Annotated in this window: 19 protein-coding genes and 1 pseudogene; 14 read left to right on the forward strand and 6 right to left on the reverse strand. The window is 63.3% G+C overall.

Translation table 11 applies throughout. The features are described from left to right. Window positions 1-2: 2 nt before the first annotated feature. Genes DFR51_RS07710 through lpdA form a run of 3 tightly spaced genes read left to right on the forward strand, consistent with a single transcriptional unit; the run spans window position 3 to window position 3,143 of the window. Entirely contained in the window at window positions 3-1,289 is a 1,287-nt protein-coding gene (locus tag DFR51_RS07710; RefSeq protein ID WP_121048824.1) for a pyruvate dehydrogenase complex dihydrolipoamide acetyltransferase, read from the forward strand. Further along, the gene (locus DFR51_RS18765; RefSeq protein WP_126494778.1) at window positions 1,286-1,750 is read left to right on the forward strand and encodes a hypothetical protein; all 465 of its coding nucleotides are present in this window, start codon (window positions 1,286-1,288) and stop codon (window positions 1,748-1,750) included. The genes DFR51_RS07710 and DFR51_RS18765 overlap by 4 nt, the downstream gene beginning before the upstream one ends. Next, the gene (gene lpdA, locus DFR51_RS07715; protein ID WP_121048827.1) at window positions 1,743-3,143 is read left to right on the forward strand and encodes a dihydrolipoyl dehydrogenase; all 1,401 of its coding nucleotides are present in this window, start codon (window positions 1,743-1,745) and stop codon (window positions 3,141-3,143) included. The genes DFR51_RS18765 and lpdA overlap by 8 nt, the downstream gene beginning before the upstream one ends. 10 nt (window positions 3,144-3,153) lie before the next feature. On the opposite strand, the gene DFR51_RS07720 is transcribed toward lpdA, so the two are convergent. Further along, window positions 3,154-3,795 (reverse strand): carbonic anhydrase, encoded by a 642-nt coding sequence (locus tag DFR51_RS07720; RefSeq protein WP_121048830.1) that lies wholly within the window; start codon window positions 3,793-3,795, stop codon window positions 3,154-3,156. 82 nt (window positions 3,796-3,877) lie between these two features. Between DFR51_RS07720 and lipA the strand changes: the two genes are divergently transcribed. After that, window positions 3,878-4,807 carry a lipoyl synthase gene (lipA, locus tag DFR51_RS07725; RefSeq protein ID WP_121048834.1) on the forward strand — a complete coding sequence of 310 codons (930 nt, stop codon included), beginning with the start codon at window positions 3,878-3,880 and terminating at the stop codon, window positions 4,805-4,807. Beyond that, window positions 4,800-5,276 carry a type II toxin-antitoxin system RatA family toxin gene (locus DFR51_RS07730; RefSeq protein WP_121048837.1) on the forward strand — a complete coding sequence of 159 codons (477 nt, stop codon included), beginning with the start codon at window positions 4,800-4,802 and terminating at the stop codon, window positions 5,274-5,276. The genes lipA and DFR51_RS07730 overlap by 8 nt, the downstream gene beginning before the upstream one ends. Here the strand turns inward: DFR51_RS07730 and DFR51_RS07735 are convergent. Genes DFR51_RS07735 through DFR51_RS07745 form a run of 3 tightly spaced genes read right to left on the reverse strand, consistent with a single transcriptional unit; the run spans window position 5,219 to window position 7,418 of the window. Next, complete coding sequence (locus tag DFR51_RS07735) at window positions 5,219-5,734, reverse strand: CinA family protein (protein WP_174234225.1); 516 nt, start codon at window positions 5,732-5,734, stop codon at window positions 5,219-5,221. The genes DFR51_RS07730 and DFR51_RS07735 overlap by 58 nt on opposite strands. After that, on the reverse strand, window positions 5,731-6,258 hold the full coding sequence (locus DFR51_RS07740; RefSeq protein WP_121048840.1) for a hypothetical protein: 528 nt from the start codon (window positions 6,256-6,258) through the stop codon (window positions 5,731-5,733). Before DFR51_RS07740 ends, DFR51_RS07735 begins: the two co-directional genes overlap by 4 nt. Then, a complete protein-coding gene (locus DFR51_RS07745; protein WP_121048843.1) occupies window positions 6,255-7,418 on the reverse strand; it encodes a bifunctional 2-C-methyl-D-erythritol 4-phosphate cytidylyltransferase/2-C-methyl-D-erythritol 2,4-cyclodiphosphate synthase in 1,164 nt (387 codons plus the stop codon). Before DFR51_RS07745 ends, DFR51_RS07740 begins: the two co-directional genes overlap by 4 nt. An 86-nt stretch (window positions 7,419-7,504) precedes the next feature. On the opposite strand from DFR51_RS07745, the gene dusB reads away from it, so the two are divergent. The 7 genes and pseudogenes from dusB (at window position 7,505) to hflX (ending at window position 16,503) form a co-directional block, all read left to right on the forward strand. Continuing rightward, entirely contained in the window at window positions 7,505-8,500 is a 996-nt protein-coding gene (gene dusB / locus DFR51_RS07750) for a tRNA dihydrouridine synthase DusB (RefSeq protein WP_121049953.1), read from the forward strand. Between the two features lies 1 nt (window position 8,501). Then, the gene (locus tag DFR51_RS07755) at window positions 8,502-9,593 is read left to right on the forward strand and encodes a two-component system sensor histidine kinase NtrB (RefSeq protein WP_121048846.1); all 1,092 of its coding nucleotides are present in this window, start codon (window positions 8,502-8,504) and stop codon (window positions 9,591-9,593) included. Continuing rightward, entirely contained in the window at window positions 9,590-11,059 is a 1,470-nt protein-coding gene (gene ntrC / locus DFR51_RS07760) for a nitrogen regulation protein NR(I) (RefSeq protein WP_121048849.1), read from the forward strand. The genes DFR51_RS07755 and ntrC overlap by 4 nt, the downstream gene beginning before the upstream one ends. 78 nt (window positions 11,060-11,137) lie before the next feature. Beyond that, on the forward strand, window positions 11,138-13,408 hold the full coding sequence (locus tag DFR51_RS07765) for a sensor histidine kinase NtrY-like (protein WP_121048852.1): 2,271 nt from the start codon (window positions 11,138-11,140) through the stop codon (window positions 13,406-13,408). Window positions 13,409-13,412: 4 nt separating this feature from the next. Further along, window positions 13,413-14,816 carry a nitrogen assimilation response regulator NtrX gene (ntrX, locus tag DFR51_RS07770; protein ID WP_121048855.1) on the forward strand — a complete coding sequence of 468 codons (1,404 nt, stop codon included), beginning with the start codon at window positions 13,413-13,415 and terminating at the stop codon, window positions 14,814-14,816. 77 nt (window positions 14,817-14,893) lie between these two features. Further along, window positions 14,894-15,133, forward strand: a pseudogene (hfq, locus tag DFR51_RS07775) (RNA chaperone Hfq); the annotation flags it as partial. Between the two features lie 104 nt (window positions 15,134-15,237). Continuing rightward, window positions 15,238-16,503, forward strand: coding sequence for a GTPase HflX (hflX, locus tag DFR51_RS07780; RefSeq protein ID WP_121049956.1), 1,266 nt, complete (start codon window positions 15,238-15,240; stop codon window positions 16,501-16,503). Here the strand turns inward: hflX and mazG are convergent. Next, a complete protein-coding gene (mazG, locus tag DFR51_RS07785; RefSeq protein WP_121048861.1) occupies window positions 16,500-17,264 on the reverse strand; it encodes a nucleoside triphosphate pyrophosphohydrolase in 765 nt (254 codons plus the stop codon). The genes hflX and mazG overlap by 4 nt on opposite strands. Window positions 17,265-17,397: 133 nt before the next feature. Between mazG and DFR51_RS07790 the strand changes: the two genes are divergently transcribed. Then, entirely contained in the window at window positions 17,398-18,810 is a 1,413-nt protein-coding gene (locus DFR51_RS07790) for an ankyrin repeat domain-containing protein (protein ID WP_126494780.1), read from the forward strand. A 76-nt stretch (window positions 18,811-18,886) separates the two neighbouring features. Here the strand turns inward: DFR51_RS07790 and DFR51_RS07795 are convergent, their stop codons facing one another. After that, the gene (locus DFR51_RS07795; protein WP_121048867.1) at window positions 18,887-19,297 is read right to left on the reverse strand and encodes a group II truncated hemoglobin; all 411 of its coding nucleotides are present in this window, start codon (window positions 19,295-19,297) and stop codon (window positions 18,887-18,889) included. Window positions 19,298-19,447: 150 nt separating this feature from the next. Between DFR51_RS07795 and DFR51_RS07800 the strand changes: the two genes are divergently transcribed. Further along, window positions 19,448-20,962: a phospholipase D-like domain-containing protein gene (locus DFR51_RS07800; protein ID WP_121048870.1), complete on the forward strand. Its 1,515-nt coding sequence runs from the start codon at window positions 19,448-19,450 to the stop codon at window positions 20,960-20,962. Window positions 20,963-20,967: the final 5 nt, after the last annotated feature.

The following is a 20,967-nucleotide window of genomic DNA, read 5'->3' on the forward strand; positions in this document are numbered from 1 at the left end:
ACATGCCGATTGACATTACGATGCCCGCCCTCTCGCCCACGATGGAGACGGGAACACTCGCGAAATGGCTTGTGAAGGAAGGCGACAAGGTTTCGCCCGGCGACGTCATCGCCGAGATCGAAACCGACAAGGCGACGATGGAGGTTGAATCCATCGACGAGGGTGTCGTCGCGAAGATCGTGGTTGCGGCGGGAACAGAGGACGTTCCGGTTGGCCAGCTGATTGCCGTGCTTGCGGAAGACGGGGAAGAGGTTTCCGCGCCGAAGGCTGCAAAAGCCGAACCCAAGGAAGCTCCGAAGGCGGCCGCACCGGCCCCCAAGGCCGAAGAGAAGCCGCAGCCGGCGCCTGAACCAGCGAAAGCTGAAGCGCCGAAACCGGCAGCGCCGCAACCGGCGGTAACGGACGACGGCGACCGCGTGAAGGCGAGCCCGCTTGCACGCCGCATCGCCGAAGCCAAGGGCATCGACCTCGGCGAGGTTCAGGGCAGCGGCCCCGGCGGCCGCGTCGTGAAGGCGGACCTCGACGGCGGGAAACCGGCCGCGGCCGCGCCCGCAGCCAAGGCCGCCGCACCTGCGGCGCCTGCAGCGTTCGATACCGAGATTCCGCACGACGCCGTGAAGCTCTCGAACATGCGCAAGGTCATCGCGCGCCGCCTTACCGAGGCTAAGCAGACGATCCCGCACATCTACCTCACCGTGGATATCCAGCTCGATGCGCTCCTGAAGCTGCGCGGCGAGCTGAACACGGCGCTGGAGCCGCGCGGCGTGAAGCTCAGCGTCAACGATCTGCTGATCAAGGCGCTCGCCGCCGCGCTGATCGAGGTGCCGGAGTGCAACGTCTCGATCTCGGGCGATCAGCTTTTCAAGTACAGCCGCGCCGATATCTCTGTGGCGGTGTCAATCCCGAACGGGCTCATCACGCCGATCATCACGGACGCAGACGCCAAGAGCCTCTCGGCCATCGCGACCGAGATGAAGGAACTCGCGGGCCGCGCCAAGGAAGGCAAGCTGCAGCCGCACGAGTATCAGGGCGGCACGGCCTCCATCTCCAACATGGGCATGTACGGCATCAAGCAGTTCGACGCGGTCATCAACCCGCCGCAGGGCATGATCATGGCAATCGGTGCGGGCGAGAAGCGGCCGTACATCGTGAACGATGCGCTCGCCATCGCAACGGTGATGTCGGCGACAGGCAGCTTCGACCACCGCGCCATCGACGGTGCGGACGGTGCACGCCTGATGCAGGCGTTCAAGCGCCTCGTCGAAAACCCGCTCAGCCTGCTGGCGTGATTGTCGCGAACCAGCTCTGGAAGGTTCCCGCGACTGCGATCGGCGGCGCAGCGATTGGAGGATTTTTATTTCTACCGATCGCTGAAGCTGCGCGCGCTCTAAAAGAGGGGGATATGTTAGCGTTGTTGGAGGCCCCGTTATTTATTCTGGCCAGTTTGGTTTTAGGGCTGCCGATAATTGCAAACGTATTGCCTTATACTTTTTTAGGAACGTTGATTGGCTTTTGGCCATCGTGTGTGCTTTTCGGAAGAAAGCGCATAGGCGATCTCTTCTTGATTTCCATCATCGGGGCCATCTTAGGAGCAGCACTGGTTTACTTGGATCGCTCTTTAAGTTTTCCGACTATTGTTGAGCCAATAGGGAATTACTCGCCATGGGTTGGCGCCATGTTTGGCGTTCTTACAGGTTATATCGGTTGGGTTCTCATGGAACCTCAAAGGATAGGAAGATTTGATGGCTGACACTTATGACCTCATCGTCCTCGGCTCCGGGCCGGGGGGCTATGTTGCGGCGATCCGCGCAGCGCAGCTTGGAATGAAGACGGCCATTGTCGAGCGCGAGCGGCTTGGCGGTATTTGCCTCAACTGGGGGTGCATCCCGACCAAGGCGCTGCTGCGCTCGTCGGAAATCTTCCACTATCTGACGCACGCTTCGGCTTATGGCCTCAGCGCAGAGAAGCCGTCGTTTGACATCAAGGCTGTCGTGGCGCGTAGCCGCAAAGTTGCCGATCAGCTGAACGGCGGCGTCAAGGGGCTGATGAAGAAGCACAAGATCGACGTGCATGAAGGCGTCGGCACGCTGACGGGGAAGGGCAAGCTCTCCGTTTCTAAGGACGGCAAGACGACCGAGCTTTCAGCTAAGAACATCATCGTCGCCACGGGCGCTCGTGCCCGCGAGCTTCCGTTCGCGAAGGCCGACGGCAAGCGCATCTGGACGTATCGCCATGCGCTGGTGCCCGAAACGGTGCCGGAAAAGCTGCTGGTGATCGGATCGGGCGCGATCGGCATCGAGTTTGCAAGCCTCTATTCGGACCTCGGCGCCAAAGTGACGGTCGTCGAGATGCTGGAGCGTATCCTTCCCGTGGAAGACGCTGAAGTCAGCGCGTTCATGGAAAAGGCGCTCACCAAGCAGGGCATGGCGATCCACACGAAGACGGGCGTTCAGAAGCTGGACGCGACCGCGAAGGGCGTGAAAGCCGAGATCAAGTTCGCCGACGGCAAGGTTGAAACGCAGGAGTTCAGCCATGTTATCGTCGCGGTCGGCATCGTGCCGAACATCGAGGACATCGGCCTCGAAAAGCTCGGCGTGAAGCAGCTTCCGAACAAGCACATCGAAACGGACGGTTACGGCCGCACCAGCGTGGACGGCATCTGGGCGATCGGCGACGTCACGGCCGGGCCGTGGCTCGCGCACAAGGCGATGCATGAGGCCGTCGTGTGCGTGGAGAAGATGGCGGGCGTGAAGGATGTTCACGCCATGAGCACGGCGAATATCCCCGGCTGCACCTACTCACGCCCGCAGGTTGCCTCCGTGGGCCTCACCGAGGCGAAGGCGAAGGAAGCCGGATACAAGGTGAAGGTCGGCAAGTTCCCGGCCATCGGCAACGGCAAGGCGATCGCGCTCGGCGAGACCGAGGGCTTCGTGAAGACCGTGTTCGACGAGGCGACCGGCGAGCTTCTGGGGGCGCACATGGTGGGCGCGGAAGTAACCGAGCTGATCCAGGGTTATGTCGTGGCGCGCGAGCTGGAAACGACCGAGGCCGAACTGATGGGCACGACCTTCCCGCACCCGACGCTTTCGGAAATGATGCACGAAAGCGTGCTTGCCGCTTACGGGCGCCCGCTTCACATCTGATTGAAAGACCTCAGGCCGCCGGTGAGAACGTGCCGGCGGCCTCGTCGAGGACATGCAGAACGCCGTCGCGGATCGCAAAATAGGCGCCGATCAGCTTCAGCTTGCCTGCAGCCTCGCGCTCCGGAATGCACGGGAAGGTCCGCAGATTCTGCAGGGAGACCTTCACGGCCTCCAGTTCCAGCGCGTACTCGACATCGCGGTCCATGCGGCCGCCGTGTTCGTGAAGGATGCGGTCGCGGGCCTCGTCGAGAAGATCGATCCAGTGCGCGATGAAGCCGCCCGCGCCGGCCGGAGCACCCTTGAACTTGCTGGTGAGCGCGGCCTGCACGCCGCCGCAGCCGCCATGCCCCATCACGACGACGTTCTCGACCTCGAGTTGGGTCACGGCGAACTCCAGCGCAGCTGAGACGCCGTGGCGACCGCCGCCCAGCTCGAACGGCGGCACCAGATTGGCGACGTTGCGCACCGTGAAGATTTCGCCCGGCCCGACATCGAAGATCATCGCCGGGTCGACACGACTGTCGGAGCAGGAAATGATCATGGTTTTCGGACTCTGGCTCGAACGAAGCGCGTCGTAGCGAGCCTTTTGGGCGATATAGGCGCCGCCGCGAAACCGGCGGTAGCCGTCGATCAGTTCATCGAAGCCAGACATGGAAATGCGGCTAACCCGTTCATGCCTGCCATGCAAGAACTGACGGTTGGATTATGCGGCTGTCGCCGCTATCTAGGCGCGCATGGCAGACGCTGACCCCGCACCCGCTTCTCCTATCCGCACCCGCAAGCCGGACTGGCTGCGCGTGAAAGCGCCGACGAGTGTCGGTTTTGCGCAGACACGCAAGCTGATGCGGAACCTCGGCCTCAACACGGTGTGCGAAGAAGCCGCGTGCCCGAACATCGGCGAGTGCTGGACGCAGAAGCACGCGACCGTGATGATTCTGGGCGACACGTGCACGCGCGCCTGCGCCTTCTGCAACGTGAAGACTGGTATGCCGAATCCGGTCGATCCGCTTGAACCCGAACACGTCGCGACCGCCGCCGCCGAACTTGGCCTTGAGCATATCGTCATCACCAGCGTCGACCGCGACGACCTTGCGGACGGCGGCGCCACGCAGTTTGTGCGCGTCATCGAGGCGCTGCGTCGCCGCGCGCCAAATACCACGATCGAAATCCTGACGCCGGACTTCCGCAACAAGGCGGACGAGGCGGTGAAGCGCATCGTCGACGCACGGCCCGACGTTTACAACCACAACCTCGAAACCGTGCCGAGGCTCTATCCGACGATCCGGCCCGGCGCGCGCTACTTCCACTCGCTGCGCCTGCTCGAACGCGTGAAGACGCTCGACCCGACGATCTTCACCAAATCCGGCCTGATGGTCGGGCTCGGCGAAGAGCGGCTGGAAATCCATCAGGTAATGGATGACATGCGCTCGGCCGACATCGATTTCCTGACGATCGGCCAATATCTGCAGCCAACGCCGCGCCACGCGAAAGTGATCGATTTCGTGACGCCGGACACGTTCAAGTCTTACGCGTCGCTTGGCCGCGCCAAGGGCTTCGCGCTCGTTGCGGCATCGCCGCTCACGCGCTCCTCATATCATGCGGGCGACGACTTCGCGAAGCTGAAGGCCGCGCGCCTCGCAAAGCATCAACGCGCCGATGCCTGAACATCGCGAGGTCCGGGTTCTTCCGTACACACCGGAACAGCTCTTTGATCTCGTCGCCGATGTCGGCAGCTATGGCGAGTTTCTGCCCTGGGTGATCGCGACGCGCGTCAAGTCGCGCAGCGACGCGGAAATGGTCGCCGACATGGTCGTCGGCTTCAAGGTGTTCCGGGAGACCTTTACCAGCCGCGTGGTGCTGGACAGACCGCACCATATCCACATCGACTATGTCTCGGGGCCGCTGAAGTTTCTCTACAACGATTGGCGTTTCAAGGCTGTGGGTGGCGGCACGGAAGTCGACTTCCACGTCGATTTCGCGTTCCGGCAATCGATCCTGAACGGTCTCGCCGGGGCATACTTCCACGAAGCCTTCCGCAAGATGGTGACGGCGTTCGAAACGCGCGCCGCCAAGGTCTATGCGGCGGAGGCGCCCTCGGGCAGCAGCAGTTCGAGCGCGCAGCGCACGGCCTGAAGCCGGATACCCGTGCGGCCGAGGTCGCCGAACTGCCTCATGTCCGCAACAACATCTTCCGGGTCCGCGTCGCGGATCGCGCGGGCGAAGACCACCGTTCCCACGGGTTTCGATTCCGACCCTCCGTCCGGCCCCGCGATGCCCGTGATCGCCACGGCAACATCCGCCTCGCTGTGCGCAAGCGCGCCCTGCGCCATCGCCCAGGCGGTCGCAACGGAAACCGCGCCGAAGGTTTCGAGCACGTCGCCGTGCACATCGAGCTGCGCCGTCTTCGCTTCATTCGAATAGGTCACAAAGCCACGCTCCAGCACGGCCGAAGAGCCGGGGATCTCCGTGATCGCACCGCACACGAGCCCTCCAGTGCAGGATTCGGCAAGCACGACCTTGCGTCCCGCGGCAGCATTCAGTTCCACCACGCGGCGTGCCAGCGCGATGATATCTTCCTCAAAAAACGTCACTCTTTTGCTCCCAATGGGCAAAGTTGAGGGCCGGACGTGGATTTACCGGCACCAATACGCATGAAGGCCGTGACAAGGCGCGCAATCTGCGCGTCCTGCAAGGGCAGCAAGGCGTCTACGAGATCGTTGGCCATAGCACAGTCGCTTGCCGACATGTCCTTGATGATTGCGCTCGCGGTCACGCTTGCCACAAGCGGCCGCATGGCATCGCTCTGCTTGCGCATCTCATCGGCAACGGCCTTGTCTTCCTGCTGACCCAGAAAATGATCGAGCACCACCGGCCAAGCCGCATCTCCGCGCGCCTTGAAGCGTGTGCGAAGCTGTGGTTGTGCGGCGACGATCGCCGGCGAAACCGCAGCGTGGCCGGTGCCGCATTGTTCCGCGACGATCGGCGCGACGGTCGCGAGCAGGAAATCGGAAAAGGCGAGTGCCTGCGTTTGGTTCATGCACGTCTCGCCGGTTTCGGCATGTGCACTGGAAACCGCAAGGCTCGCCAAGGCCAGGATCAGGGCTGGACGTTTCATTTGATCTCCACCGTGCTGAGCCGAACAGAAGCAGTTGCCTGGGCCGCAATGCCTTCCCTGCGTCCCGTGAAGCCGAGCTTCTCTGTCGTTGTAGCCTTGATGCTAACCCCCTCGACTGGCAGCCGCAACAGTCCGGCCACGCGCTGCCGCATAGCCTCCCTATGCGGACCGACCTTGGGCGTTTCGCAGATGAGCGTGACATCCACGTGATCGATGATACCGCTCCGGGCGAGGATGAGGTCGCGGGCGTGGATCAGAAACTGATCCGACGGAGCGCCGCGCCACTTGGGATCGCTCGGCGGAAAATGATCGCCGATGTCGCCCATTGCCGCGGCGCCGAGCAGGGCGTCGGTCAGCGCGTGGAGGCCGACGTCAGCGTCGCTGTGGCCGACGAGGCCGTGGTCGTGTGGAACCTTTACACCGCAAAGCCATACGTGATCGCCCGGTCCGAAGCGGTGGACATCGAAGCCTTGCCCCACGCGCGTCACCCGCCCGGCACCGAGCAAAGCTTCAGCACGCGCGAAGTCCGCAGGGTACGTGAGCTTGGCGAGCTTTTCGTCGCCTTCCACGAACGCGATGCGCAGTCCGGCAGCGAGCGCAACCGCGACGTCATCAGTCGCGTCCGGAGCGGCGTCGGCATGGGCAGAACGGATCGCGGCGTAGCGAAACGCCTGCGGAGTCTGGACGCGCTTCAGGCGACTGCGGTCAACCTCGCCGTCGGCGTGGGTTTCGCCGGTGCGAAGGCTGTCGACCACGGGGAGGGCGGGGACGGCGCCTTCATTTTCGGCGAGCGCATCCAGCAGCCGGTCGATGACGTCATGCGAGAGGAGGGGGCGGGCCGCGTCGTGGATCAGGACAAGGTCGGGGGCAAAATCTGCAAGCGCTTCGAGACCGCGATGCACCGATTCCTGCCGCGTCGCGCCGCCGGGAACCGGCAGCGTGCCGAGTCCCTGCGCGGCGTCCGAAAAGGCTGCGGTGTCATCCGGGTGGATCACAGCCACGACCTGGCCGACGCGCGGGTGACTCGCGAGCGCAGCAAGCGAACGGCGGATCACCGGCTGGCCCGCCAGGGCCCGGTATTGTTTCGGCACGCCTTCGCCCGCGCGGGAGCCTCTCCCGGCGGCAACGACGATCGCAGCGACCCTTGACGGTTCGTTCATGGGCGCGGCCTTTAGCGCAGGCTGTGCTTGCCGAACAGCCCTGCTTGGGCTATGCGCCGTGCCTTATTTTTGGGCAGCCGAAGACAGTGCCGAAACTGAAGCCAATCTCGATCGGACCGGTGACAATCGACCAGCCGGTTATCCTGGCGCCGATGACCGGCGTCACCGACCTGCCGTTCCGCAAGGTCGTGAAGCGTTTTGGCGCGGGCCTCACCGTGACCGAAATGATCGCGAGCCAGGCGATGGTGCGCGAAACGCGCCAGTCGCTGCAGAAGGCGGCGTGGGATCCTTCAGAAGAGCCGATCTCCATGCAGCTCGCCGGCTGCGAACCCGGCATCATGGCCGAAGCGGCGAAACTGAACGCCGATCGCGGCGCGGCGATCATCGACATCAACATGGGCTGCCCGGTGAAGAAGATCGTCAACGGTCACGCCGGTTCTTCGCTGATGCGCGACCTGAAGCTTGCCGCCTCGCTGATCGATGCGACGGTGAAGGCGGTCGATCTGCCGGTAACGCTGAAGATGCGCATGGGATGGGACCACGGCAGCCTCAATGCACCCGAACTCGCGCGCATCGCCGAAGACCTCGGCGTGAAGATGATCACGGTGCACGGGCGCACGCGCAACCAGATGTATTCGGGGAGCGCCGACTGGGCATTCGTGCGCAACGTAAAGAACGCCGTGTCGCTGCCGGTGGTCGTGAACGGCGATATCTGCTCGGTCGAAGACGCGCGCACTGCGCTTGAACAATCCGGCGCGGACGCGGTGATGGTGGGGCGGGGGGCTTATGGCCGCCCGTGGCTGCTCGGCGAGGTGATGGCAGATCTGTGCGACCATCGCTTCAAGGCGCCGACGATCGAGGAGCAGTATCACCTGATCCTCGAACAATATGAGATGATGCTGGACCTTTATGGCACCGATACGGGCGTCAACCTCGCGCGCAAGCATATCGGCTGGTACACCAAGGGAATGCACGGCTCGGCCGAGTTCCGGAACAGCGTCAACCAGGTCGGTGATCCGGCTCGCGTGAAGGCGATGCTCCGCGAATTCTACGCGCCCTGGCTCGCCCGGGCGGCAGCCTGATATGGCCACCGTGCCCGCGGTTCCGCTGGTGCCGCCGCCATCCGCCGACGACCTGCTCGCCAGCCTGCCGATCCCCATTGTTCTCATCGACGCCGACGGTGCGCCTTCGCGCATGAACACCGCCGCCGAGGACATGTTCAACCTCAGCGAGCTCGCGCTCGTCGACCGCGGCTGGGGCGCCATTTTCCCCGAAGACAGCGCGGTGCGCGCGGTTCTGTTCGAGGCGGTCGCCACCGGGGGCGAATTCGCCGCTTACGACCTTGAGATCGCATTCATCGGCGGACGGCGCATCACGGCGGACCTGCTGGTTTCGCCCGTGCCGGATTCGCCCGGCTGGTCCACCCTGGTGTTCCAGCGCCGGGCGGCAGCGACCATGGTGAACCGCCAACGCGAACAGGTGGGTGCGGCGAAAACCGCCGTGGGCGTGGCAGCGATGCTGGCACACGAGATCAAGAACCCGCTTTCTGGCATTCGCGGCGCCGCGCAACTTCTGGCACAGGACGGCGACCCGGAACTGACCGATCTTATCTGCACCGAAGTCGATCGCATAAGCACGCTGATCGACTCGATGGAGGAATTCACCGACACGCGGCCGCTGAAGCGCCAGCCGGAAAATATCCACCTGATCCTCGGCCACGTCCGCCGCCTCGCCGAACACGGCTTTGCGCGCGATGTGGAGTTCGAGGAGGAATATGACCCTTCGCTGCCGGATGTGGACGGCGACCGCGATGCGCTGATCCAGATATTCGTCAATCTCGTGAAGAACGCCAGCGAAGCCACGGGAAACAAGGGCAAGATACGCCTCCGCAGCGCCTATCGACACGGCCTTAAAGTGGCGGTGAAAGGCTCCAAACGGCGCATGTCCGTACCCATCGAAGTCTGCGTGATCGACGACGGCCCCGGCGCGCCGGTTGACGTCGCCGAACATCTTTTCGATCCGTTCGTCTCGACAAAGCCGGGCGGCACGGGCCTCGGCCTCGCGCTCGTCGCGAAACTTGTCGGCGATCATGGCGGGCTCATCGAATACGACCGGCAGAACCACCCACCGCGCACGATCTTCCGCGTGCTGCTGCCAACGGCGGGCAGCCAGTGAGCCGCACCGGTACGATCATCGTCGCCGACGACGACGCCGCAATCCGCACGGTCGTACGTCAGGTACTCGTGCGCGCGGGCCATGAGGTGCGCACGACGGACACGGTCGCGGGCCTCTGGCAACTGATCGAGGCAGGGGTGGGGGACGCGGTGATTACCGATGTCGTGCTGCCCGACGCTGATGGACTCGATGCTGTGCCGCGCATCCTCGCGCGCCGCCCCGGCCTCCCTGTGATCGTGATGAGCGCGCAGAACACGCTGGCGACGGCAGTGCGCGCAACAGAAAACGGTGCATTCGAATACCTGCCCAAGCCCTTTGATATCAACAAACTCTCAGCCGCTGTTTCTTCAGCACTCGAACAGTCGCAGGCGCCCGCACGCAAAGCGGCGGCGAAAGAGGAAGGGGACGGCCTGCCGCTCATCGGGCGTTCTTCTGCGATGCAGGAGGTGTACCGCACGATCGCGCGTGTCGTGCCCACCGACCTCACCGTGCTTATCCTCGGCGAATCCGGCACCGGCAAGGAACTCGTCGCGAAGGCGCTGCACGACCTCGGTTCCCGGCGGACGGGGCCGTTTGTTGCCGTCAACATGGCGGCGATCCCACGCGAACTCATCGAATCCGAGCTGTTCGGCCACGAACGCGGCGCCTTCACAGGCGCGCAAGCCCGCGCGATCGGACGCTTCGAACAGGCGCAGGGCGGCACATTGTTCCTCGACGAGATCGGCGACATGCCGATGGAGGCGCAAACGCGGCTACTACGCGTGCTCCAGTCCGGCGAGTTTACGACCGTTGGCGGCATGAGGCCGATCAAGGCCGACATCCGCATCGTTTCCGCGACGAACAAGGACCTGCGCCGCCTTGTCGACGCCGGGCTGTTCCGCGAAGACCTGTTCTACCGGCTGAACGTGGTGCCGCTGCATCTTCCACCGCTCAGGAGCCGCGTCGACGACATCGCCGAGCTTGCGACCCACTTCCTGCGCCGCGCCGAGGTGGAAGGGCTGCCGGCGAAAACCCTCGAACCCGAGGCGATCCTGCGCCTTCAGGCGCACGATTGGCCGGGCAACGTCCGCGAGCTTGAAAATCTGATGCGGCGCTTCGCGGCGCTCGAACGCTCTGACGTCATTTCCGCGTCGAGCGTTGAAGAGGCGCTCCGCAGCGAGCGTGTTCCCGCCGGACGTGCGGAAAGCGACAATCGCGGTCTTGCGGGTTCGGTCGAAGCGCACCTCGCGCGCTATTTCGATACGTTCGGCGACGATCTGCCCCCGGATGGGCTTTATGAACGCGTCCTCGCGGAACTCGAAAAGCCGCTGCTGCTGCTGAGCCTTGCGGCGACGCGCGGCAACCAGATCCGGGCGGCGAAACTGCTGGGCATCAACCGCAACACGCTGCGAAAGAAGCTGAACGATCGCGGCATCGATGCCGTGGCGCTGCGTCCTGCGGGCCCGCCGGTCGGCCGTTCAGGCTGAAGTCATCCAAAAATTGTTACCGCACCGCCGCTACTGTGTATTTGCGGCAACAGGCAAAGTGGTTAAAGCTCCATCCGTATGTCTGCGACCACATCCGTGAAGCCAGCAACGCCGCATCGGAGGCTGCGTCGCCGCATAAGCCGCTGGGTGTCGCGCGTCGATCTCTATCCGCGCCTTGAAATCGCGCTGGGGCTGATCGCCGTTGCCGTCGGCTGCGCGAGTTATTTCGCGTTGACCGACACGTTCTTCACCGCCGCCAACACGCCTTCGGGGCGCACGATCCTGCTTGTTGCGAACCTCGTACCTCTGATGGCGCTGCTCGTGCTGATCGGCCGCCGCTTCGTGATCCTGCGGGTGAACCGGCGTCGCGGCCTTGCCGGGGCGCGGATGCACGTGCGCATGGTGGCGCTGTTTTCGGCCATCGCGGCGATCCCGACGCTGCTCGTCGTGGTGTTCGCCTCGCTGCTTTTCCAGTTCGGAACCCAGTTCTGGTTTTCGGACAATGCCCGCACAGTGCTGCAAAACGCCGAGCAGGTCGCGCATTCCTATGTCGCGGAGAACCGCCAGCGCATCGTGGCGGACATCGAGGCCATGGGGACGGACGTTTATGAGTATGCGAACAGTTACGGCGTCGATTCCGCCGGGTTCGCAGACGGGCTTGCGTTTCAGGTCGCGGCGCGCAACCTGACCGAGGCGAGCGTCTTCACGCTGAACGGCGAGGATTACCATATCTACGCATCGGTGGGCATGACCGGCACGCCGCTTGCGCAGCGCATCCTGCCCACGGACATCGCACGGGCACGATCGGGCCGGGCGAGCGTGCTCGCAACCGCATCGGACCGTGTTGAGGCGATCGTCCGCATAGACCCACTGCTCGAACGCTACGTTTACGTCAGCCGCAGCGTCGATCCCGCCGTGCTCCAGTCTGCGCAGCGAGCCGAAGGCGCGATGAACGAGTATGATGCACTGCTCGCGCGCTCGAAGAGCCTGCAGTGGCAGTTCAACCTTGCGCTGTTCGTGATCGCGCTGCTGATCCTTGCCGCCGCCATCCTTTCAGCGCTGTGGCTCGCCAACCGGCTGGTCGCACCCATCGGCAGGCTTGTGCGCGCAGCCGAGAAGGTGGGGGCTGGCGACCTTGCCGCACGCGTTCCCGTTCGCAACAGCCCGGACGAGGTCGGCACGCTCGCGCGCACCTTCAACCGCATGACGCGGCAATTGCAGGCGCAGACCAGTGCGCTCGTTTCGGCGAACGAACAGCTCGATGCGCGGCGCCAGTTCACCGAGGCGGTCCTTTCCAGCGTGTCCGCAGGCGTCATCTCCATCGATGAGGACGGACATATCCGCCTTGTGAGCCATTCCGCCGCAGATCTCCTCGAAATGAGCGAAGACGCGCTCGGCGGCATGACCATCGAAGAGGCGGTACCGGAGTTTTCGGTGCTTTTGGAGGAAACGCGCACCTCTGGGCAGGCATCGGGCCAAGTACGCATCGCGCGCGGCAACGACGTGCAGACGCTGCTCGTGCGCATGGGCGGGGTTTCGGGTGGCAGCCAGGGCTATGTGATCACCTTCGATGACATCACGCAGCAGCTTGCCGACCAGCGGCGTGCCGCGTGGGCGGACGTGGCGCGGCGCATCGCGCACGAAATCAAGAACCCGCTCACCCCGATCCAGCTCTCTGCCGAGCGGCTACAGCGGCGCTATGGCAACAAGATCGAGGAGGGGGGGGACACGTTCCGCAGCCTCACCGAGACGATTGTGCGGCAGGTGGGCGACCTTCGTCAGATGGTGGACGAATTCTCGTCCTTTGCGCGGATGCCCAAGCCGGTCTTCAGGACAGAATCGCTCCTCGACATCGCGCGGCAAGCCATCTTCCTTCAAGAGGTCGCACACAGCGATTTCGACTATGAGATGGAAATCGCGCCTGATCTGCCGGCATTTATTTGCGACCGCCGTCAGATCGCGCAAGCGCTCACCAACCTCCTCAAGAATGCAGCCGAGTCGGTTGCGGCGCGTTGCAAGGATGGAGACGTACAGGGCCGCATCAGGCTCACCGCGCGCCTCGGCGAACCGGAAACGCTGGTTGTGACGGTGACGGACAACGGCATCGGCCTTCCCGCAAATCAACGCGACCGGCTGACCGAACCTTATGTGACGACGCGCGTGAAGGGCACCGGCCTTGGCCTCGCGATCGTCAAGAAGATCGTGGAGGAGCACGACGGCGTGCTCGATCTGCGCGATGCGGAAGGCGGCGGCGCCTCCGCCGTGATGAGTTTCGATCTGGCCGCCCTGCAGGCCCATATCACGCAGGAACCGGGTATTCCGGAAAAAGTCGCAGTTCAGCAAAGGTAGATGTGTGGCGCTTGATATTCTGATCGTCGACGATGAAGCCGATATCCGGGAACTGATCGCAGGTGTCCTCGATGACGAGGGCTATGAAACGCGCACGGCAGGGGACAGCGACAGTGCACTCGCTGCGCTCAGCGAGCGCCTGCCGAGCCTGCTCGTGCTCGATATCTGGCTGCAGGGATCGAAGCTCGACGGCATCGAGCTTCTGGAGGTCGTGAAGCAGCGCAATCCGGGACTTCCCGTGATCATGATCTCCGGCCACGGCAACGTCGAGACAGCGGTCGCGGCGATCAAGCGCGGGGCCTACGACTTCATTGAGAAGCCGTTTCAGGCGGACCAGCTGATCCACACTGTGGAGCGCGCAACCGAGGCGGAACGGCTGCGCCGCGAGAACGAGGAGCTGCGCTCGCGCGCCGGCATCGAGGGTGAAATCACAGGCTCTTCCGCGATGATCAACGGCGTTCGCGCGACGCTGAAGCGCGTTGCGGCAACCGGCAGCCGCGTCCTGATCGACGGCCCGCCGGGCTCCGGCAAAGAGGTGGCCGCGCGTCTGCTGCACCAGTGGTCTCCGCGCGCGAACGGGCCGTTCGTGGTCGTGGCCGCCGCGCGCCTCCACCCGGACCGTTTCGAGGAGGAGCTGTTCGGCGTCGAGGAAGACGGCCAGCCCGTGCGCATCGGCCTCTTCGAGCAGGCACATGGCGGCACACTGTTCCTTGATGAAGTCGCCGATATGCCGCTCGCGACGCAGGCCCGCATCCTCCGCGTGCTCACCGAGCAGATGTTCCAGCGCGTCGGCGGCGCGCGCAGCGTGAAGGTGGACGTGCGCGTCGTCAGCAGCACCTCGCGCGATCTTGCCAGCGAAATCGCCGCCGGGCGATTCCGCGAAGACCTGTTCTACCGTCTCAGCGTCGTCCCCGTACACCTGCCGCCGCTTTCGGAACGCCGCGAGGATATCGGCGAGCTCGCCGATTACTTCCTTGCGAAACTCTCGGCGGAGCGGCGGATTCCGACGCCCCGACTCAGCGACGACGCCATGGCTGCGCTGCAAACCTACGACTGGCCGGGCAACGTCCGTCAGCTCCGGAACATCATCGAGCGCACGCTGATCCTGATCCCCCCCGAGCGCACCCACCGCATCGAGGTGGACATGCTGCCCTCCGAGATCATCGCCGAACCGGCGAAGCTGATGCCAAATGAAGCGGTGCGATCGATCATGGGGACGCCGCTGCGAGAGGCGCGCGAATCGTTCGAACGGGAGTATCTGCGCGTCCAAATTCGTCGTTTTTCGGGAAACATCTCTCGAACGGCAGTATTTATCGGCATGGAACGCTCCGCGCTGCACCGAAAGCTGAAGGCGCTTGGCCTCTCCGATCCCGGAAAAGCAGACGACGAAGTAAATTCCGACACTTGACGGGAAGCGCCTGACCCCCAAATAGTGTGCCCGCGCCTACGGCAATCGGGCGCAGTGTAAAAGGATTCGAGGGGGACATGGCAGACAAGGCCAATAACTTGCAGGACGTGTTCCTGAACGCGGTCCGTAAGAGCAAGACGCCGGTGACGATGTTTCTCGTAAACGGCGTAAAACTGCAGGGTGTCATCACCTGGTTCGATAATTTTTCGGTTCTGCTTCGCCGTGACGGTCATTCGCAGCTTGTTTACAAGCACGCGATTTCCACGATCATGCCGGCAAGCCCCGTTCAATTGTTTGAGCCCGAGAAAGACGGCGACGACGATTGACCGACCCTGACGCCGGTACGCCGCCGCAAGCCGGGGGCAGACGGCGTAAGCAGTTCCACAGCTTCGGAGCGCACGACGACGTGCGCGGCGTCAGCATGGGCACGAAGGCGCTTGTCGTCGTGCCTGACATCGTGCGCCGCGATACATCCGTGCGCCGCGATGCCGAAGCGCGACTTCAGGAAGCGAAAAGCCTTGCCGGCGCGATCACGCTCGACGTGGTGGCGACGCGCATCCTTCGTGTCCGCGACCCGCGCCCGGCAACACTGATCGGCGCGGGGCAGGTCGAAGCCATCGCCGAGCTTGCGAAAGAAACCGGCGCGGAGCTGACCGTGGTGGACGGTGCGCTGACGCCGCTGCAGCAGCGCAACCTCGAAACCGGCACCGGTACCAAAGTGATCGACCGCACCGGCCTCATCCTGGAAATCTTCGGGGAGCGGGCCGCCACGCGGGAAGGGCGCTTGCAGGTGGAGCTTGCCCACCTCGGTTATCAGGCCAGCCGCCTCGTACGCTCGTGGACACACCTTGAGCGCCAGCGCGGCGGCTTCGGCTTCCTCGGCGGCCCGGGCGAAACTCAGATCGAAACCGACCGCCGCCTGATCCGCGAACGCATGGCACGGCTGCGCAAGGACCTCGGCGAAGTAACCCGCACACGCGGGCTGCAGCGCCGCCAGCGGAAGAAGGCGCCATATCCGGTGATCGCGCTCGTCGGCTATACAAACGCAGGAAAATCCACGCTTTTCAATCGGCTAACTGGCGCATCGGTGATGGCGAAAGACCTGCTGTTCGCAACGCTCGATCCCACGATGCGCGCCATCGCACTGCCCGGCATCGACAAGGCGATCCTTTCCGACACGGTCGGTTTCGTCTCAGAACTGCCGACGATGCTCGTCGCGGCGTTCCGCGCCACGCTGGAAGAGGTGCTCGACGCGGACATCATCGTCCACGTCCGCGACGTCGCGCACCCGGAAACCGAGGCGCAGAAGCGTGACGTCATCGACGTGCTCACCGAACTCGGTGTCGACCCTGATGGCGGGCGCCCGATCATCGAAGCGCTCAACAAGTCCGACCTCCTCGATACGGAAAGCCGCAAGGCCGCGCTCGAACAGGCGGCCGCGCCCAATAGCGTTCTTCTCTCGGCGGTGAGCGGGGAAGGGGTCGACGACCTCCGCAAACTCATTTCAGACACGCTGCTGCGCGATGCGCGCGTTCACAGCTTCGTCGTAGGCGCCGGCGACGGCAAGCGGCTGGCATGGCTGGAAAACAATGGCCTGGTGCTGAAGCGCCGTGCGAAGGGCGAGACCGTGGAACTGCAGGTGCGGATCAGCGACGAGGACAGATCCCGCTTTCTGGCGCTTCCTTAACGCTCCGATGCCTTTACCTGCTGCCACAGCGCTTCGAGGGCATCGATATCCATACCGGGCAAAGACTTGCCGGCCATCGCTTCTACGCCGTTGAAGCGGCGTTCGAACTTGGCGTTGGCCTGGCGCAGTGCTTCCTCGGCATCGATGCCGAGATGCCGCGCGTAGTTGACGACCGCGAACAGCAGATCACCGACTTCGCCGGAGCGCGACGCATCGTCCGCCGTCTCGACCTCGGTGAGTTCCTCATCGATCTTGGCGCGCGGACCTGACGCGTCCGGCCAATCGAAACCGACGCGTGCGGCGCGGCGCTGCAGCTTCTGCGCACGCATAAGCGCGGGAAGGCCGAGTGCCACGCCGGCGAGCGCGCCCTGATTGCCGCGCTCGCCAGCCTTCTGATCTTCCCATGCCGCCGTTTGGGCGTCTGCATCGGCGATGCTGGCGTCACCGAAGACGTGCGGGTGGCGACGGACCATCTTGTCGGCGATCGCCGCGGTCACGTCGGCAAGCGAGAAATGGCCCGCCTCGGACGCCATCTGCGAATGGTAAACAACCTGCAGAAGAAGGTCGCCGAGTTCGCCCTTGAGATCGGCCATGTCGCCGCGCGCGATGGCATCGGCAACTTCGTAAGCTTCCTCGATCGTGTACGGTGCGATGGATGCGAAATCCTGCTCGATGTCCCACGGACAGCCGCTCACCGGATCACGCAGCGCGCGCATGACGTCAGCGAGACGGGCGAAAGCTTCGGCGGCGGTTTCGATCATATGCAGGCGCTAGCGGGATTGGCAGGTTCAGGAAAGGGGCGAAATCGCACGAGCGCAGAGCGCGAATAAGCAAAAACTTAGCAAACCGGGTTTACTTGCAATATCGTGCTATGTGTTGGCAGGGCAGTTCGACATGAAACCTAACTACGGGGCCATATTTCTTGGCGTTGTCTTGACGCTCTTTCTGGGCTCCGTGCTTTTGCTGTCTACGCGTATCGGTCAGGCAATGATTTTCAGCGTGGAAGTTTGGCTGAATATCCCGAACGCGGCGCGGGCAACGCCTTTAAATCCGAAGGGATACCCGGCGATTGCAATGTGCCGTACGATCGGTCTCTCCGATCCGGAACGAGAGGCAAAAGAAAATATTACACGGGGTGACCTCCGGCCGTTCACGGTCTACGGCTACTGGGCGCAGGATGTACCGGGCGTATTCTGCCCCAATGGCAAGTATCCCATAGACAAACGCGGCGGCACATATGTGTCCGATATCCGTGATGCTTGCGGACAGATGAGCTTCTCGACCGCTCCTCCCGAAAAGATGAAAGCCTACAATCGCATACTTGCTGCACAGCCTCGCTTTCAGGAGATCACGGGGTGCCGGCCCGCAACCTATTGCGAGGAACGCTACCGCAAGGGAATGCCTGTCGCCGCTGTTCAAGACCCGCGATGTCCGGGTGAACCGGCAGTGTTGTTTCGCATAGCGCAGCAGGGTGAGACCGCAGCGCTTACCGAAGCGCTCAAGGATTTTTCAGACCGCGATCCGCAAACCCGCGATGCAATAACAGCGGCGTTTCTTGCAGCGCTGCGACGCGGAAAACTTGAGAACGCAGAACGCCTGCTTGCCGCCGGAGCCGACATAAACGGCCGCGTCCATGATACTCATCCGAATGGGCGCAAGTGGTTTGATTCCCCTTTATCGGCTGCCATGAGCGTGACCGAGAGTAGCGAGAAACGGATTGCGATTGCGCAATGGCTCTTCGGTCACGGGCTGAATTTTTCAAATCCCCGCACACATCAGGCGCTTTCGGCAGTTGCGCACGATGACGTCAAAATGGTGGAATACCTGCTCAGCAAGGGCGCTTCTCCAAATGGTATGGCCTCCAAGGAAGAGCTGGATCGTACTGCTAATGGCAACATTGCCACGGCTGACACCCCAGGTAATGGGCGACCGCTTTACGCCGCGATCCGTCATGCGCTTCAACGCCGGGGGCGCGATACGCCGCGCGATAAGGCCTGGGCCGATGACGAGCAGCGCAAAGCGGAAATGAATGCCGTGACTCTTTACAGCGCGGGAGCAAGATTTTCTGTCGACTCAAAGTTTGAGGATGAGTTGCGGGTCATGCCGAACATCCACATTGCATCGGTGCTGCTAGCGGCAGCGCATCGTGAAGGGCGGTTGATTGAGTTGATGGACAGGCTCATGCCTAGCAAGGGCGAACAGTGGGAAGAACTGCGCCAATATTTCCAAAAGGTGCGCGCCTGCAAAACCATCCGACCCGTCGCGCGGGTCGATCATATCAAGCTCTGTGCTTATGGAGACGTCTAGAAGGGCTGACCGAGCAGGGATGGGAATGTCTCTGCGGTTATCGATTTGTTGAAACGATAATATATATTATGTTAAATCAATTATCGCGGTTGGCCGCCATTCGGGACATACCCCCGGCCATTTTCTCAAAGGCATCGTTCATTCGGGCCGCAAGGTCGGCGTCGATATTGCTCTCGGTAAGCGCACGCGCCATGGCGTCCGTCCACTGTCGCGATGTCTCTGCGGTGATCGGTAGCGCGGCGTGTGCCGACATCACGCAGACGCCGACATTCTCTTCGAACCATTGACGCGGTCCGCCGAGCCAGCCCGTGAGAAATCCCGCGAGCGATCGGCGCATTGGCGCCAGATCCGGCGCATGCATCGCGCGCAGCGCGGAATACTCGGGCTCGCTTTCCATGAGATCGTAGAAACGGTCGACGAAGCGCCTGACGGCGGCTTCTCCGCCAAGACTGTCGTATGGTGTCGTGCTCGTGCCGGATTCGCTCATGCAAACGATCAACCGGGCCTCTGGCGAGTTTTCCTTGATCCAGATCAACGTCCGGAGCTTTCCGCCGCGAATGTGGGAGCCGAACGCCCGGTTTTGCGTTAACGCTGCGGATCGCATGTACGGGGCGACTGGTTTACAGCCGGAGAACAAATGGTAAACGAAGAGCAGGGCGGTGACCCTTCCCTCGCCCCCGTTGTCGCCGCAGGGCGCAATTGCTGGCGCATCGAGCGGGCCGGACGCGCGTCTGCCGTCGTGGACGCCGCCGACTATTACCATTACGTGCGCGAAGCCATGCTCGCAGCGCGGCGCCGTATCCTGATCATCGGCTGGGATTTCGACACGCGCATCACACTGGAGCCGGATGAGAGCGGCCAGGGCGAGAGCCTGGGGCATTTCTTCCTGCGGCTGGCGCACGAAAACCCCGCGCGGCAAATCGACATCCTGAAATGGGGCTTCGGCGCGCTGAAGCAGTTCCTGCGGCCGCGCGCGGCGTGGATGCTGCTGCGCTGGCAATTGACCCGCGCGATCGATTTCCGCTTCGATAGCTTCCACCCCATAGGATGCAGCCACCACCAGAAGATCGTGGTGATCGACGAGCGTTTCGCGGTATGCGGCGGCATCGACATTTCGTGCGCACGCTGGGACACCAACGCTCACGCTGACGACGACGCCCGGCGAAAGCTGCCGGACGGCAAGCCTTACGGCCCGTGGCATGACGTCACCATGATGCTGGACGGGGCCGCCGCGCGTGCGCTCGCCGACCTCGGCCGAGACCGCTGGCAGCACGCGACGCATCATGAACTGCCGCCGGTGGAGGACGACCACGACCACTGGCCGGCGGACGCGTCTGTCGATTTCCGCGACGTGGACATCGCGATCGCACGCACGCGCTCAGCCTGGCGCGACTGCGACGAAGTCCGCGAGATCGAGGCTCTGTGGCTGGACATGATCGCAGCCGCACAGCGCTTCATCTATATCGAGAACCAGTATCTGACCTCCGGCAGGATCGCCGCCGCCATAGCGGCACGCATGAAGGAGACAGATGCGCTCGAAATCGTTGTGGTGATGCCGCGCTGCGCCGACGGCTGGCTGGAACAGAAAGCCATGGACGCCGCGCGCGTTCAGCTCGCACGTGCCATCGCCAAGGTGGATCGACGCAACCGCTTCCGCATTTACGTGCCAGTCACCCGCGGCGGCACGGACATCTATGTGCACGCCAAGGTCGCAATCGTTGACGATCGGCTGCTCAAGATCGGCTCCGCGAACCTCAACAACCGCTCGATGGGGCTAGACAGCGAATGTGACGTCATCATCGATGCCGCCCTCCCCGCCAACGCCGGCACACCGCCAGCAATCGCTGCGCTACGCACACGCCTTCTGGCCGAGCATCTGGACGTGACACCGGAGGCTTTCGCAGCGCGATTTGCGGAAACGGGATCGCTTGTGGACGCGATCGAGGCGCTACGCGCGCCCGGCAAGACGCTGGATTTGCTCGACCTCGAAAAGCCGGGACCGTTCGACCAGTTCATTGCCGATAACGAACTGCTCGATCCCGAGAAGGCTGAAGGCTTTTTCGAACCGCTGAACAAGCGCGGGCTGCGCGTGCGCTGGCGGGAAGGCATGGCACGTCTGAGGGCGCGCAGGCGGCGCAAGCGCAGACGTTAACGCTA

Source organism: Sphingosinicella microcystinivorans, assembly GCF_003634215.1.
Classification (GTDB): Bacteria; Pseudomonadota; Alphaproteobacteria; order Sphingomonadales; family Sphingomonadaceae; genus Sphingosinicella; species Sphingosinicella microcystinivorans.

Bases quoted from the DNA above. Each gene is read 5' to 3' on its own strand.
- DFR51_RS07710 (WP_121048824.1), top strand. From the start codon at position 3: ATGCCGATTGACATTACGATGCCCGCCCTCTCGCCCACGATGGAGACG.
- lpdA (WP_121048827.1), top strand. From the start codon at position 1,743: ATGGCTGACACTTATGACCTCATCGTCCTCGGCTCCGGGCCGGGGGGC.
- DFR51_RS07720 (WP_121048830.1), bottom strand. From the start codon at position 3,795: ATGTCTGGCTTCGATGAACTGATCGACGGCTACCGCCGGTTTCGCGGC.
- lipA (WP_121048834.1), top strand. From the start codon at position 3,878: ATGGCAGACGCTGACCCCGCACCCGCTTCTCCTATCCGCACCCGCAAG.
- DFR51_RS07730 (WP_121048837.1), top strand. From the start codon at position 4,800: ATGCCTGAACATCGCGAGGTCCGGGTTCTTCCGTACACACCGGAACAG.
- DFR51_RS07740 (WP_121048840.1), bottom strand. From the start codon at position 6,258: ATGAAACGTCCAGCCCTGATCCTGGCCTTGGCGAGCCTTGCGGTTTCC.
- DFR51_RS07745 (WP_121048843.1), bottom strand. From the start codon at position 7,418: ATGAACGAACCGTCAAGGGTCGCTGCGATCGTCGTTGCCGCCGGGAGA.
- DFR51_RS07755 (WP_121048846.1), top strand. From the start codon at position 8,502: ATGGCCACCGTGCCCGCGGTTCCGCTGGTGCCGCCGCCATCCGCCGAC.
- DFR51_RS07765 (WP_121048852.1), top strand. From the start codon at position 11,138: ATGTCTGCGACCACATCCGTGAAGCCAGCAACGCCGCATCGGAGGCTG.
- hflX (WP_121049956.1), top strand. From the start codon at position 15,238: ATGGGCACGAAGGCGCTTGTCGTCGTGCCTGACATCGTGCGCCGCGAT.
- mazG (WP_121048861.1), bottom strand. From the start codon at position 17,264: ATGATCGAAACCGCCGCCGAAGCTTTCGCCCGTCTCGCTGACGTCATG.
- DFR51_RS07790 (WP_126494780.1), top strand. From the start codon at position 17,398: ATGAAACCTAACTACGGGGCCATATTTCTTGGCGTTGTCTTGACGCTC.
- DFR51_RS07795 (WP_121048867.1), bottom strand. From the start codon at position 19,297: ATGAGCGAATCCGGCACGAGCACGACACCATACGACAGTCTTGGCGGA.
- DFR51_RS07800 (WP_121048870.1), top strand. From the start codon at position 19,448: ATGGTAAACGAAGAGCAGGGCGGTGACCCTTCCCTCGCCCCCGTTGTC.